The 14,245-nt window shown below is 43.1% G+C and carries 13 protein-coding genes and 1 tRNA gene; 3 read left to right on the top strand and 11 right to left on the bottom strand.

Going from position 1 to position 14,245, the window contains the following annotated elements:
* Nucleotides 1-162 precede the first annotated feature (162 nt).
* Nucleotides 163-1,356, bottom strand: a complete 1,194-nt coding sequence (locus OCU48_RS11495; protein WP_141344894.1) for an MFS transporter — start codon at nucleotides 1,354-1,356, stop codon at nucleotides 163-165.
* A gap of 112 nt (nucleotides 1,357-1,468) precedes the next feature.
* Here OCU48_RS11495 and OCU48_RS11490 point away from each other — a divergent pair, with 112 nt between their 5' ends.
* Nucleotides 1,469-2,392, top strand: a complete 924-nt coding sequence (locus OCU48_RS11490) for a LysR family transcriptional regulator (RefSeq protein WP_141344895.1) — start codon at nucleotides 1,469-1,471, stop codon at nucleotides 2,390-2,392.
* Nucleotides 2,393-2,436: 44 nt separating this feature from the next.
* Here the strand turns inward: OCU48_RS11490 and OCU48_RS11485 are convergent, their stop codons facing one another.
* From OCU48_RS11485 to rpsU, 9 genes are all read right to left on the bottom strand, one after another.
* Nucleotides 2,437-3,654, bottom strand: a complete 1,218-nt coding sequence (locus OCU48_RS11485; RefSeq protein ID WP_141344896.1) for a quaternary amine ABC transporter ATP-binding protein — start codon at nucleotides 3,652-3,654, stop codon at nucleotides 2,437-2,439.
* On the bottom strand, nucleotides 3,647-4,546 hold the full coding sequence (locus OCU48_RS11480; protein ID WP_141344897.1) for an ABC transporter permease: 900 nt from the start codon (nucleotides 4,544-4,546) through the stop codon (nucleotides 3,647-3,649). Before OCU48_RS11480 ends, OCU48_RS11485 begins: the two co-directional genes overlap by 8 nt.
* A gap of 66 nt (nucleotides 4,547-4,612) precedes the next feature.
* Nucleotides 4,613-5,602 (bottom strand): ABC transporter substrate-binding protein, encoded by a 990-nt coding sequence (locus OCU48_RS11475; protein ID WP_141344898.1) that lies wholly within the window; start codon nucleotides 5,600-5,602, stop codon nucleotides 4,613-4,615.
* A 451-nt stretch (nucleotides 5,603-6,053) separates the two neighbouring features.
* On the bottom strand, nucleotides 6,054-6,557 hold the full coding sequence (locus OCU48_RS11470; RefSeq protein ID WP_141344899.1) for a tetratricopeptide repeat protein: 504 nt from the start codon (nucleotides 6,555-6,557) through the stop codon (nucleotides 6,054-6,056).
* Nucleotides 6,558-6,737: 180 nt separating this feature from the next.
* Nucleotides 6,738-6,814: transfer RNA gene (locus OCU48_RS11465), tRNA-Ile, on the bottom strand.
* 151 nt (nucleotides 6,815-6,965) lie between these two features.
* A complete protein-coding gene (rpoD, locus tag OCU48_RS11460) occupies nucleotides 6,966-8,810 on the bottom strand; it encodes an RNA polymerase sigma factor RpoD (RefSeq protein ID WP_141344900.1) in 1,845 nt (614 codons plus the stop codon).
* A gap of 96 nt (nucleotides 8,811-8,906) precedes the next feature.
* On the bottom strand, nucleotides 8,907-10,670 hold the full coding sequence (dnaG, locus tag OCU48_RS11455; RefSeq protein ID WP_141344901.1) for a DNA primase: 1,764 nt from the start codon (nucleotides 10,668-10,670) through the stop codon (nucleotides 8,907-8,909).
* A gap of 86 nt (nucleotides 10,671-10,756) precedes the next feature.
* On the bottom strand, nucleotides 10,757-11,200 hold the full coding sequence (locus tag OCU48_RS11450) for a GatB/YqeY domain-containing protein (protein ID WP_141344902.1): 444 nt from the start codon (nucleotides 11,198-11,200) through the stop codon (nucleotides 10,757-10,759).
* Between the two features lie 25 nt (nucleotides 11,201-11,225).
* Nucleotides 11,226-11,441, bottom strand: coding sequence for a 30S ribosomal protein S21 (rpsU, locus tag OCU48_RS11445; protein ID WP_001145625.1), 216 nt, complete (start codon nucleotides 11,439-11,441; stop codon nucleotides 11,226-11,228).
* A gap of 221 nt (nucleotides 11,442-11,662) precedes the next feature.
* Here rpsU and tsaD point away from each other — a divergent pair, with 221 nt between their 5' ends.
* Together tsaD and OCU48_RS11435 are read left to right on the top strand one after the other, a co-directional pair.
* Nucleotides 11,663-12,682, top strand: a complete 1,020-nt coding sequence (tsaD, locus tag OCU48_RS11440; RefSeq protein WP_141344903.1) for a tRNA (adenosine(37)-N6)-threonylcarbamoyltransferase complex transferase subunit TsaD — start codon at nucleotides 11,663-11,665, stop codon at nucleotides 12,680-12,682.
* A gap of 172 nt (nucleotides 12,683-12,854) precedes the next feature.
* Complete coding sequence (locus tag OCU48_RS11435; RefSeq protein WP_141344904.1) at nucleotides 12,855-13,490, top strand: alternative oxidase; 636 nt, start codon at nucleotides 12,855-12,857, stop codon at nucleotides 13,488-13,490.
* 55 nt (nucleotides 13,491-13,545) lie between these two features.
* Here OCU48_RS11435 and plsY read toward each other — a convergent pair whose 3' ends face one another.
* Nucleotides 13,546-14,139 (bottom strand): glycerol-3-phosphate 1-O-acyltransferase PlsY, encoded by a 594-nt coding sequence (gene plsY / locus OCU48_RS11430; protein ID WP_141344905.1) that lies wholly within the window; start codon nucleotides 14,137-14,139, stop codon nucleotides 13,546-13,548.
* Between the last annotated feature and the right edge of the window lie 106 nt (nucleotides 14,140-14,245).

Here is a 14,245-nt window from a genome sequence, read left to right as displayed (position 1 = left end):
GTTCCTTTCGGTCAGTTGTTGATGACTCATGGTAGTACTGCTTCTTTTTTGCGACAAGAGCGAACTACTTGCCATGAATGCTGCAGTTTTTATCTGGAATCTGGCCAAAATTAATGAAAAGCCGATAGGAAAAATCTATCGGCTTTATTGTGTATAAAGTGCTTAGTTGGTTGTTATTTGTAGAGTCTCATAGGGTGTTTTACTTTCTTCACCTTTGTTGGCTTTGATGATTAATAGTAAGCCAATCAGTGGAACAATGGCGGCCATGTAAGGGATCATATTTGCACCAAGATGCCCGTCTAACACTATTCCCCCAAGGAAACCACCAAACGCATTAGCTAAATTAAACGCTGATATGTTGGCTGTAGCCGCTAGCTCTTGGCCTTCACCACCGTGATTCATTACTCGTAATTGCATTGCGGGTACGTTAGCAAATGAAGCTATGCCAAAGAGGAATAATGAGCCGACAAACAGCACTTTGCTACCAGTAAAACTACCCACTAATAACAATGATGCGATAAGAGCGATAGCCCAAAAAATCGAAGCTTTGGCTAAGCTTTTATCCGAAGAACGACCACCCAATGTGTTACCAATAATTAAACCAACACCCACCAACACCAGAATCCAAGTAACGGAGTCTTGTGTAAAGCCAGTTACATGCATTGCGATAGGTGCGATGTAACCGTAAAGGGTCATAAATCCTGACCAAGCAAAGGCTGTTATCGCCAAGCTTATCAATAGCATAGGGTTCTTGAAGGCTTGTAGTTGGGTTTTAATATCTTTTGCCTCACTGTGTCCTGAAGAGTGGATAGCTAGCATGATAAAAACAAGTGAAACAGCGCCAAATGCAGCAACAGTTAAAAAGGTATTGCTCCAACCAAAGGTTAGACTTATCCAAGTACCCGCAGGCACACCTAGTACGTTTGCTAGGGTAAGCCCAGCAAACATTTGTCCTACCGCTCTACCAGCCATTTTCTCAGAAACTAGATTGGTCGCAACCACCGCACCAATACCATAGAAAGGGCCTTGCACTAGGCCGGTAATTACACGACTAGCGAGTAATAAAGTGTAATTGGGTGCGAGTGCTGAGAGTATGTTGCCTAATATAAACAGACCCATTAGGCCAATAAGTACGTTTTTCTTATTAAACTTGGCAAGATAAATAGTCAGGATTGGTCCGCCTACAACGATAGCCAGTGCATATGCGCTAATTAAGTATCCTGCTTGCCCTTCCGTGATGAAGAGTGATGTGGCGATCTGTGGGAGGATACCTGCGATAACAAACTCTGCAGTACCTATGGCAAACGCGGCTAGCGTTAATATCCAAATCTGCATTGGCATTTTTTGTTCAGTCATAATGTGCTCCAGTGATTCGTTTTAATGGCGTTATTATTACTCCCTGTACATATTTTGATAATTGATTAAAAATTGAATACATTATTTACATGAAGTTAATAGTGAGGCAGTGATGGACAAACTTTCTGATATGGCGATGCTTGTTTCGATAGTAAAGAACAAAAGTATGGCAGGCACAGCGCGAGAGCTTGGGGTGTCTGCAGCCTCTATAACCACTCGATTGCAAGCCTTAGAGGATCGTTATGGCGTTAAGCTATTAAATCGTACCACACGGCACCTTTCACTCACTGAGGCTGGGGAACTGTATTATCGCTCTTGCTTGGATATTCTTGATAGTGTGCACGAAACAGAAAACTTGATTAAACAAGGCACTCGGCTCACCCAAGGGCCAATAAAAGTAGTCGCGCCCAAAGACATTAGTAAGCAGATACTCCTGCCGATCATCTCAGAGTTTACAGAGCATCATCCCGAAATTACGCTGTACCTTTACCTCAATGACCATGTACATAATATCGCAAACAGTGGCGTCGACTTAGTGATTCGCTATGGGGAGCTGCATGACAGTAATATCATATCTAGAAGGCTTGGTAGGAGTGAGCGTGTACTGTGTGCCTCGCCTGAATACTTAAAAGATCATGGTGTTCCAAAAGTTCCAAGTGATCTTATTGAGCATCATGCTTTGGTGATGCTCAGCGCGGAACAAGAACTGAAAACTTGGTATTTCAGAAAAAATTCAAAACTAGAATCGGTCACTGTAAAACCAAAGATGTTATCCGATGATGGGGAGATAATTAAACAACTAGCAATAAATGGACAGGGAATTGCTATGAAATCGGGTTTGGATATTCAACCTGAGATTAACAGCGGAAAGTTGGTGACAGTACTGAATGACTACACGATAAACTTCAATTCAGCTACTGCCGACACGAGTACAGACTTAAAGGTGTATTACCTAGATAAGAAGTATCAGCCCAAGCGTATTCGGCTTTTTCTGGATTTTCTGTATGAGAGGTTTGCTGACATCCAAGAAAAATAGGCCTGATATGCAGAGCTATCAGGCCTAAGAGTGTCAATAAGAAGTTAGCTGGCCTTTTCTTCTTCTTTCACATTCTTATCTTCTTTATCTGAGAAGATATCCGCAACTTTCTCTTTTTCTAAGGTCCCTTCTAGCTCTCCGTCTTCATTGATTACAGGTAAAGAGTAATCGGAAGAAATGGCTTCAGTAAGCACCTCTTCAATTGCAGACTCCGATGAGATGGTGGGCACGTCTTCATACAAGCTAGGCTCTATGTTATCGATAGCATCATCTTCAGAGGCCTCTTGCAAAGCTTCCTCGGTGATCAAACCTTGGTAGCCATCTTCGGTAACGTGATAGCCGTAGTCATGTTCGGACTTTCTCATCTGCCTTAGTGCGCCTTCGATAGTACTGGTGGTAATACGCAGGGCGGGCTTTTGCATTACTGTTTCGACAGTTAAAGCGCGGGCGCGGTTTACGTCTTTAACGAAAGCTTCAACGTAATCAGTCGCTGGGTGCAACAGAATTTCGTCTGGTGTGCCTTGCTGTACTAGTTCACCATCTTTCAAAATAGCGATTTTGTCACCAATGCGTAGTGCTTCATCTAAATCGTGGGTGATGAAGATGATGGTCTTGTGCAGTTTCTCTTGAAGCTCAATTAATTGATCCTGCATTTCACTTCGGATCAGTGGATCGAGTGCAGAAAAGGCTTCATCCATTAATAGAATTTCGGCATCAGTACATAAAGCACGAGCCAAGCCAACACGTTGTTGCTGTCCACCAGAAAGTTGTGAAGGGTATTGGTCTTCGTAGCCTTTAAGGCCTACGGTTTCGACCCATTCAGTGGCCTTTGCAATACGTTCGGCTTTATCAAGACCTTGGATCTCTAAGCCATAAGCAACGTTGTCGATCACCTTGCGATGAGGGAGTAGGCCGAAGCGTTGGAATACCATCGACATCTTATGTCGGCGGAATTCTTCGAGCTCTTTTGCTGAGAACTGCATAACATCGGTGCCTTCGACATCAATTTGACCTTCTGTTGGGTCAATAAGGCGATTGAAGTGACGAATCAAGGTGGATTTTCCTGAGCCAGATAAGCCCATGATAACGAAAATCTCACCGTTATTAATCTCTAAATTGATATCCTTTAAGCCTACAGTGTGGCCAGTTTTAGCAAGCACTTCGTCCTTACTTAACCCTTCTTTTACCATAGGTAAAACCGACTGTGGCTTAGGGCCAAATATTTTATACAGGCCAGAGATTTTGATCAGAGGTTTAGTCATGTCTTAAATCTCCTAGGTGAGCCTGGGTTCGTTTAGCATAAGCTTGTGTTGAACGGTCGATAAGAATAGCCAATACCACAATCGCCAAGCCATTGAGCAAACCCAGTGTGAAGTATTGGTTAGTGATGGATTTTAGTACCGGTTGACCAAGGCCTTTTACGCCGATCATAGAGGCAATAACGACCATAGAGAGTGCCATCATGACTGTTTGGTTGATACCTGCCATGATAGTTGGCATTGCTAAAGGTAACTGTACACCAAACAAGCGCTGCTTGCGGCTTGCTCCAAAGGCTGTAGCTGCTTCCATCACTTCTTTATCAACTAATCTAATCCCCAGGTTAGTCAGACGAATCACCGGTGGGATCGCGTAAATAACAACGGCGATTAGCCCTGGGATCTTTCCGATACCTAAAAGCATTACTACAGGTATCAGATAGACGAAAGCGGGCATGGTTTGCATGATATCGAGAATGGGAGTTACGACACTTTGAACCCGATTAGAACGCGCCATAGCGATACCAATAGGAATGCCGACAACGATGGCGAGTAGGGTACATACGGTAATGATACTGAGCGTTCGCATCGTATCTTCCCACATACCTAAATATCCAATAAAAATAAGTGCAATGAGTCCACCAATAGTCAGTTTAATTGAGCGACTGGCTAGGTAAATAAGGGTAGTAATAACCGCTAAAACAATAAACCAAGGCGTGGCGAGTAGTAATTTTTCAAACCACACTAAGAATGAGAGTAGTGGGTCAAATAGAGATTCGATTAAGTCGCCATATTCTCTCGAAAAATCTTTATAAGCACCGTCTAACGATTTACGAATATTTCGCATAGAAGAGCGGTCTATTTCGGGAAAACTGGACAACCAACTGCTATCGAACATATATATTCCTTTATATAGTCGAAAGGGCAACTGGCTAGCTGCCCTTAATTAATGGTTTAGATGGGATTAAAGGTTGGCAGTAATTTTTTCTGCTACTTCAGATGATACCCACTGCTTCCAAATTTCTGGTGAGGTTTCAAAGAAATGGTACATAGTGTCCTCAGAGCTTGCTTGCTCATCTTCCATCCATGCTAGCAATTTGTTCATATCGCTGTTTTTGAAACCACGCTTAGCTAGATATTCCATAGCCATTGGATTTTTGTCAGCAAAGGTTGCGGCAACCACAGTGTTGACTGGCGATGGTGGGTACATAGATACCGTTGGATTTTCACAGCTCTCTAGAGCGATACAATTAACGAACTCTTCTTCGTTAACGCCACTACCAAAGTCAACCTTCACCATCTCGTATTTGCCAAGAACAGCGGTTGGTGCCCAGTAGTAACCGAACCAACCTTCTTTGCGCTCGTAAGCTTTTGCAATAGAACCGGAAAGCCCTGCGCTCGAACCTGGATCAATAAGCTCGAATCCAGCTTCTTCTAGCCCAAGAGCTTCAAATAGGTTACCACCTGAAATTTGACAGCCCCAACCCGCAGGACAGCCGTAGAAGCCTGCTAAACCTGGATCTTCAGGGTGTTTGAATAGTTTTGCATGTTTCTTAACGCCTTCGATTGTGGCGAGCTCAGGGTATTCTTCAACAAGGTAGGATGGCACCCAGAAACCCTCTTCACCGCCATCTACAAGGGCTTTACCTGCGTAGGCTAGTCGTCCTTCTTCAACACCTTTTTCAACGGCATCTTTAACGGAGTTTGTCCAAAGCTCTGGAGCGATATCGGGTTGGCCTTTTTCAATCATTGAAGTTGCGGTTGGCATGGTATCGCCTGGGGTAAGTTCTGCTTCACAACCGTAGCCATGTTCTAGTATGAAGCGGTCAATATTGGCGATGACACTGGCTGAATTCCAGTTCATATCTGCGATGGTAACAGTGCCACATTCTTCTGCCTGAACGTGAGTAGAAACACTAGCGATGATCGCTAATGAGGCTAGTTTCCATTTCATCATAAGTCCTTTTATATGGTTTAGTCTCCATTTAAGGTTACAATATATCGGTTAGTTATTGTACCTCCATCTCTTTAGAACTAAAAATAACCAATTGAAAATTAACTTATTTCTCTATTTTTTAGCAAAATAGCGCCTAATTATAAAAATTAAACAGCACACTAAATTCCAGTGCATATTCAGTTCTAAATGCTTATATATCAGTAACTAAGAGTCTATAGAACTCACTGAAATTAATAGGCTCTTATTTTATTTTGTTATTTATATCTAGTTCATTCTACGATTTTGCTATAAGCGTTAAAGGAAAGAGAATAAGAGGGGTCTTAGGCTGAAATAAAGTATTGAGATTTTTATACCAGTAAAAATAAGGATACGATTTGATATGTTATTTGCTCAATCAAAAAATACCCAAATTTCTGTTTTTCGATGCCGATAAACTAGTTAATAAACGCTAGAATTTGTTGGAAACCCCAAAGAATTGCTCGGGTGTTTTCTCGCGACCATTTTTGATCACGTATTCAAGTTCTGCAGCCAAAGGTGACCTCATATCTACAAGCGTTTGATGATCCTCTAGTGCGCGCTGTTCATCTCCGATTTGTACGTATAATACACCTCTGTACATATAAGGTTCGGGTAATTTAGGATCGAGATAAATAGCCTTGTTGTAGTGAGTAAGTGCTGCTTTATAGTTTTGAGAGCCTTGCTTTCTCAAGGTATAGGCGAGGTTATTGTGTGCCTCTGCCAACTTTGTATCATTCTTAATAGCGCTGCGGAACTTTTTCTCTGCTTTAACAAATTCTTTGTCCATCATCAAGATGACACCTTGGTTGTAGAGATTTTTGGCACTACTTGAAGAGTTAGAGTGATATGAACCTGATCCTGCAGCGTGCGCAGACGCCGCTATTAATGAAGCACTAGCTAGTAATATGCAGATAAAAGACAAGATCTGTGACATAACGAAATCCTACTCTCAAACCATTGTGGTGTGTCAGATACGTACGTCTAGAAGAGGTATAAGGTTCATTGAGTTGAAGGGGGCAAACAAATAAGGCTGTATAGACTTAGCTGTTGCTAGGTTTTTTTACGGGGCTAGAAACAGCAAAGGCTCGTAGATTTCTCTACGAGCCTTTCAATATGGTGGCCCCTCACAGACTTGAACTGTGGACCTAACGATTATGAGTCGTGCGCTCTAACCAACTGAGCTAAGGGGCCGTGTAGGGTGAGATTATATGAGATGGATAGGGGAGTGTCTATACGTGAATACAGGGAATATTACTGATTTACGTATAGTTTTTATGCGATCAAACCACTAGATACAAAAAAGGTGAGCTAGTGCTCACCTTTTAAACGTAATTGCTGTCGATTACTCGTCTAGGAAGCTGCGCAGAGTTTCTGAGCGGCTTGGGTGACGTAGCTTACGCAGTGCTTTTGCTTCGATCTGACGGATACGTTCACGAGTAACGTCGAACTGCTTACCTACCTCTTCTAGAGTGTGGTCAGTGTTCATATCGATACCAAAGCGCATACGCAGTACTTTAGCTTCACGAGGTGTTAAACCCGCTAGAACGTCTTTAGTTGCAAACTTAAGGCTAGTCGCCGTTGCAGAGTCTAAAGGCAGTTCTAGAGTCGTATCCTCAATGAAATCACCTAGATGCGAATCTTCGTCGTCACCGATTGGTGTCTCCATAGAGATTGGCTCTTTAGCGATTTTAAGTACTTTACGAATCTTATCTTCAGGCATTTGCATGCGCTCTGCCAATTCTTCTGGAAGAGGCTCACGACCCATCTCCTGAAGCATCTGACGAGAGATACGGTTCAGTTTGTTGATGGTCTCGATCATATGAACAGGGATACGGATCGTACGTGCCTGGTCAGCGATAGAACGAGTAATTGCCTGACGAATCCACCAAGTTGCATAAGTTGAGAACTTATAACCACGACGGTATTCGAACTTATCAACCGCCTTCATCAGGCCAATATTACCTTCTTGAATAAGATCCAAGAATTGTAGGCCACGGTTGGTGTATTTCTTCGCGATAGAGATAACAAGACGTAAGTTCGCCTCTACCATCTCTTTCTTAGCACGACGAGCTTTCGCTTCACCAATAGACATACGACGGCTGATGTCTTTAATAGACTGAACCGTTAAAGAGGTCTCTTTCTCGATGCTTTTCAGCTTTTGGATAGAGCGACGAATGTCTTCTTCGTTACGACGGATCTTTTCTTTATAAGGTGCGTCTGAAGATAGAGTTTGGTCTACCCATGCATCGTTTGATTCATTGCCAGTAAAAATCTTAACGAATTCTTTCTTTGGCATGCCACCGTATTCTACGGTTTGGCGCATGATTAAACGTTCTTGTGTACGAACTCGCTCCATTGAGGTGCGAAGTTGGGTCACAAGATGGTCAAACTGCTTTGGAGTAAGACGGAATTCACGGAATACGTCATTTACTTTAGCTGTTGCAACCTTGAAGGCAGCGCTATCACGGCCTTCCGTGTTAGAAACTAATTGCAGATCTTGGTACGTTTTACGAAGTTCAGTAAATCTTTCTAGAGCAAGCTCTGGATCGATACCTGTATCTTCTTCTTCGTCTTCATCATCGTCATCAGCATCATTTGCGTCTGCTTCTTTAAGATCAGTTTCAGCTAGCTCAGAACCAACGTGAGTTGCGGTTGGTGCTGTTGTACCGTCATCATCAGGGTCAACAAAGCCAGAGATGATGTCTGTTAGGCGAAGTTCTTCAGCTTGAACTTTATCGAACTGCTCTAAAACATACGGGATTGTGCCGGGAAACTCAGCAACTGATGCTTGAACTTGATTGATGCCATCTTCGATACGCTTAGCGATATCGATCTCGCCTTCACGAGTCAGAAGTTCAACAGTACCCATTTCACGCATGTACATGCGGACGGGGTCTGTAGTACGACCAATTTCACTTTCAACGGTACTTAAAGCGGCAACAGCTGCTTCCGCAGCATCTTCGTCAACTTCAGTGCTTTCGTCATTGATCGTGTCGTCATCAATTTCAGTGGCGTTTTCTACCACTTTGATGCCCATATCGTTGATCATCTGAATGATATCTTCGACCTGTTCTGAGTCGACGATTTCTGGCGGTAGATGGTCATTAACTTCGGCATAAGTTAGATAGCCTTGCTCTTTGCCTTTAAGAACAAGCGCTTTAAGCTGTGACTGCCTATTTTGATCCATAGATGGTATCCAAATTCTGGTCTGGTGAAGGAACTAGTTTGCGAAATGCAGACCGCTAATTATAGCAAAGTTTTTACAATACAAGCGTTCAGGGTCTCATGCTTTTAATTCTAGCATTAAAGCCAGCAGCTCCCTTTTCTCATCGACTGATAAGCCGATACTTCTTTCTTTCGCTTGTAGGGTTTCAATTTGCCTTTCGATACACTGATAAATCACCTTATCTAGTGAATCGCAAAAAATATCGTCATGATTGTCTTCTTCTTTATAAGTGGGAAGATCCCAGCTCGCGAGAAGTGACAAAATTCGTTCGTCTTTCTGATCTCGCCAGTGCTCTAACAACTGGCCAGTGGTGATATGGGGATGATTTATACACTTATCAACCACATCGAGTAATAAACTTAGTCCAGGCAGGTTAGTTTGCCTAATTGAATCTAAATTTGGCATTAACTCTACGTAATGTGGGTTTTGTAACAGTAACGCTATAACCACACGCATTGGGGTTCGCTCAATCTTCTTATGTGGTGTGGGGCGTGTTGCTTTCTCATCCGATTTTGCTATCAGTTGTTGAAGTTGCCTTTCATCAACCAAGCCTAATTTTCGGCCTAGCAATTCACGTAAATACATACGAAGCGTACCGCCAGGGACCTTACTGATCAGAGGAATTGCTAGGGTGCTTAGCTTAGCCATACCTTCTTTGCTGCTGGTATCAACCTGCTGCATCAAGGTTTGAAACATGAATTCAGATAAGGTTGTAGCGCTGGCAACTTGTTCTTCAAAGCCCTGTTTACCGTGTTGACGAATATAAGTATCAGGATCTTCACCGTCAGGTAAGAACATAAACTTAAGCTGGCGGCCATCATTGAGATATGGAAGTGCATTTTCCATCGCTCTCCATGCAGCATCCCGACCAGCTCGGTCACCATCATAACAGCAGATGATACTGCTGGTTTGGCGGAACAACATTTGTAAATGATCGCCAGTGGTGGAGGTGCCAAGGGATGCAACAGCATAATCTACGCCAAATTGAGCGAGTGCTACCACGTCCATATACCCTTCGACTACCAGAATTTGTTCTGGAGAGCGATGGGTTTGCAGTACCTCATATAAACCATAAAGTTCTTTGCCTTTATGGAAGATAGGGGTTTCTGGTGAGTTAAGGTACTTAGGGGTACCGTCACCTAAGACGCGGCCACCAAAGCCAATAACTCGGCCTCGCCGATCTCGTATTGGGAACATGACACGACCACGGAAGCGATCATATCGATTACCTTTATCGTTTTCGATAAGCATGCCAGCACTGACTAGCGCATCTTGTGCAGGCTTTTGTTGTCCAAATTGCTTTCGTACAGAATCCCATTCATCCGGTACGAAACCAATCTCAAATTTCTGTGCTATTTCGCCACTAAGACCACGGTTCTTCAGGTACTCAATAGCCGTTTTTCCTGCACTTGTTTTTAATTGTGAGCGATAGAAATTGGCAACACTACCTAGTAGGTCGTAGAGGCTACGTTTTTGCTCTGTATTCGCTGTTGGCCCTTTGCTAAATCCACCCTGACGTTGTTCTCTCGGTACCTCAATACCAAGGTGTGAGGCCAGCTCCTCGATGGCTTCAACAAACTCAAGTCGTTCATACTCCATCATAAAATCGATGGCATTACCGTGTACACCACAGCCAAAGCAATGATAGAACTGTTTTTCTTGGCTAACGCTGAAAGAGGGGGTTTTTTCGTTGTGGAATGGGCAGCAAGCGCCGTAATTCTTGCCTTGTTTCTTTAGTTTTACTCGTGCGTCAACGATATCGACAATATCGAGTCGAGCAAGTAGATCATCAATGAAGGTACGTGGGATATGTCCAGCCATAGATCCTAAAGAAAGTGCAAGTTGCGAGATACAAACAAGCCGTGCATTCGAAGAATAGCACGGCTTGCTTTAATTTTTATTGGGGATTAAGCCAGTTTAGAGCGAACTAAACCACTTACTTTACCCATATCTGCGCGCCCTTGAATTTGCGGCTTAAGAACGCCCATTACTTTACCCATGTCTTGCATGCCCGCAGCTTCAGATTCAGTAATTGCATTATCAACTAACGCAGTGACTTCTTCTTCGCTAAGCGGCTGAGGCATAAAATCCTCAAGTACAGTAATTTCAAGTTTCTCAGCATCAGCAAGGTCTTGACGACCAGCAGATTCAAATTGAGCGACAGAATCGCGACGTTGTTTAACCATCTTAGTCAGCACAGCAATGATGTCGTCGTCAGTGAGAGTAATTCTCTCATCAACTTCACGTTGCTTAATTGCTGCTAGAGCTAAACGGATAGTGCCAAGGCGCGCTTTGTCCTTGGCTCTCATCGCAGATTTTTGCTCTTCTTTGAGATTATCAATAAGAGCCATTACTAATTCCTAATTAAATCGGGGATTAGTAAAGACGAACGCGACGTGCGTTTTCGCGAGCTAGCTTCTTAGCGTGACGCTTTTGAGCCGCTGCTTTAGCGCGTTTACGAACTGTAGTTGGTTTCTCATAGTGCTCACGACGACGCACTTCAGAAAGAATACCTGCTTTTTCGCAAGAGCGCTTAAAGCGACGTAGAGCTACGTCGAACGGTTCGTTTTCACGTACTTTAACTACTGGCATATGCCTTTCACCTCAGGGGTTATTCGTTAATACTGGATTCCACTTTCCGGGCAAATAAACTTGCAGGGGGAAATACCAGTTTGATCAAAAATGGTGCGGAATTTTAATCCGAAGTGACTGTGTTTGTAAAGCACTTTATTGCGGAGAAAACGATCAATTATTTGTTTGAACAAATAGGACAAGGTAAACTTGCCGCACATTGAAGAAGTCGCGAGAAATTTATGCGTATTTTAGGTATTGAAACCTCCTGTGATGAGACGGGAGTTGCTATTTATGATGATGAGAAAGGTCTATTGTCACATCAACTTTATAGCCAAGTGAAGCTGCACGCCGATTATGGTGGCGTCGTTCCAGAATTAGCTTCTCGCGATCATGTTAAGAAAACCATTCCTTTGATTAAAGAAGCATTGAAAGAGGCTGATTTAACCTCAGATGATATCGATGGGATTGCTTATACTGCAGGGCCCGGACTGGTCGGCGCTCTTTTGGTTGGCGCTACTATAGGTCGCAGTATCGCTTACGCTTGGGATGTACCCGCTGTGCCTGTTCATCATATGGAAGGTCACTTACTAGCACCAATGTTAGAGGACAACCCACCGCCGTTTCCGTTTGTCGCACTGTTAGTTTCTGGTGGTCACACCATGATAGTGGAAGTTAAAGGGATTGGTGAGTATCAGATTCTAGGTGAATCTGTTGATGATGCAGCCGGTGAGGCCTTTGATAAGACTGCCAAGCTAATGGGTTTAGACTATCCAGGTGGTCCATTGCTCTCTCGTTTAGCTGAGAAGGGGACTCAGGGTCGATTTAAGTTCCCGCGTCCAATGACAGATAGACCTGGACTGGATATGAGCTTTTCAGGGTTGAAGACCTTTGCTGCAAATACGATTTCTGCCAATGACAACGATGACCAGACTCGTGCTGATATTGCTTATGCTTTTCAAGAAGCTGTTTGTGCTACCTTGGCGATAAAATGTAAGCGAGCACTTCAGCAAACGGGAATGAAGCGTATTGTAATTGCCGGTGGTGTAAGTGCAAATAAGCAACTACGTCTTGAGTTAGAAGCGTTGGCGAAGAAAATGGGCGGTGAGGTTTACTATCCGCGTACAGAGTTCTGCACTGACAATGGTGCCATGATTGCTTATGCTGGAATGCAACGTCTTAAAAATGGTGAAACTTCTGATCTAGGTGTCAAGGCTCAGCCTCGCTGGCCGATCGATCAGTTGAAACCTATCGCTGAATAATTATCGGTTGTGCTAAGAAACTAAGCGCCCTCACAGTAGGGCGTTTTTTTATGCCTGAATCCTTAAGTTAAAATATTTTTTAAATATTAAAATTAATTTTAATTAACACTTGATCTAGATCAATAAAGTTGTATATTGAATGCATCTTATTTATGAGCAAAGCGAACATTACATGACCGGATTCAAGATCACTCATCGAAATGCAACAAAAGCCAGTGATTACATTGCTTACAAGATCACTCAAGTCTTAAAGTTCACGCTGAACATTTTTTATGGGAATAAATACGCTAAACGTGCGGTTATCCTAGAGACAATTGCGGCAGTGCCGGGAATGGTTGCGGGTATGTTTAATCATCTAAAAGCGCTGCGTCGTATGAAAGATGATGAAGGATGGATTCGAGAGCTCTTGGATGAGGCTGAAAATGAACGTATGCATTTAATGATCTTTCTTGATATTGCCAAGCCAAGCTGGATTGAGCGTTTGCTTGTGTTGCTTGGGCAAGGAGCATTCATTGTGGTGTATGGTGTGCTTTACCTTTTATCGTCAAAAATCGCTCATCGTATAGTAGGTTATTTTGAAGAAGAAGCATGTAAAAGCTACACCGAGTATCTAGAAAAAATTGATACAGGGGTTGTTGAAAACGTTGCCGCTCCTGAGATTGCCATCAAATACTACAACCTGCCTGCAGATGCTCGATTAAGAGATGTAATTTTGTTGATTCGTGAAGATGAAGCAAAACATAGAGATAGAAATCATGAATTTGCAGACTCATATCAAGCGAAAGAATTACCAGCCCATCAAAGCTAACAAGCATTAGCTCATTTAAAACCAGCCTAAAGAGGCTGGTTTTTTGTTTCAATGGTTACTTTTTTTTTGAGCCAACCTTAGGTTCATTCCCCGCCATTAAACGCTTAATATTTTCCTGATGACGCCAAATGATAAGGCAGCACAGCATCGCTACAGGCAAAGTGTACTGCGGTTTGATAAGCCACGTATAAAACGGTGCGACCAGTGCAGTTACAAGTGCGGCTAACGAAGAATATCGAGAGATAACAGCAGTGACTAGCCAAGTCCCCATTAACATGCCTGTTAAATCCAGACCAATAGGCGCAATCGCGCCAACAGCAGTTGCTACGCCTTTCCCGCCTTTGAAGTGAAAAAAGAGAGGATAGATATGGCCAATGCAGGCAGATATACCGATTAATCCGAGCATTACGGGTTCAATATTCAAGTAATAAGCTGACCAGACCGGTATGGTTCCCTTTGCCATGTCACAGACTAGCACTAGTGCGGCAGGTAGCCTTCCGCCAATTCGTAGTACATTGGTCGCGCCGGGGTTGTTGGAACCGGCAGTGCGGGGATCAGGAAGCTTAAACACACGGCAAATCAAGACGGCACTCGACACCGAACCTAATAAATAGGCCAAGATGATCATGAGTAGAACCGTTGCAGACATAGAGATCCTTTACACTTTGTAGCGATTACCGCTTTATTCAGGATGATAGTTGGGTATTTGATGTAGTATATTACGTTTTTTTATACTTTTTGCTTATCCGACCTCA

The sequence above is a fragment of the Vibrio inusitatus genome (assembly GCA_024346935.1).
Lineage (GTDB): Bacteria > Pseudomonadota > Gammaproteobacteria > Enterobacterales > Vibrionaceae > Vibrio > Vibrio inusitatus.
This window is presented reverse-complemented; position numbering and strand designations above follow the sequence as displayed.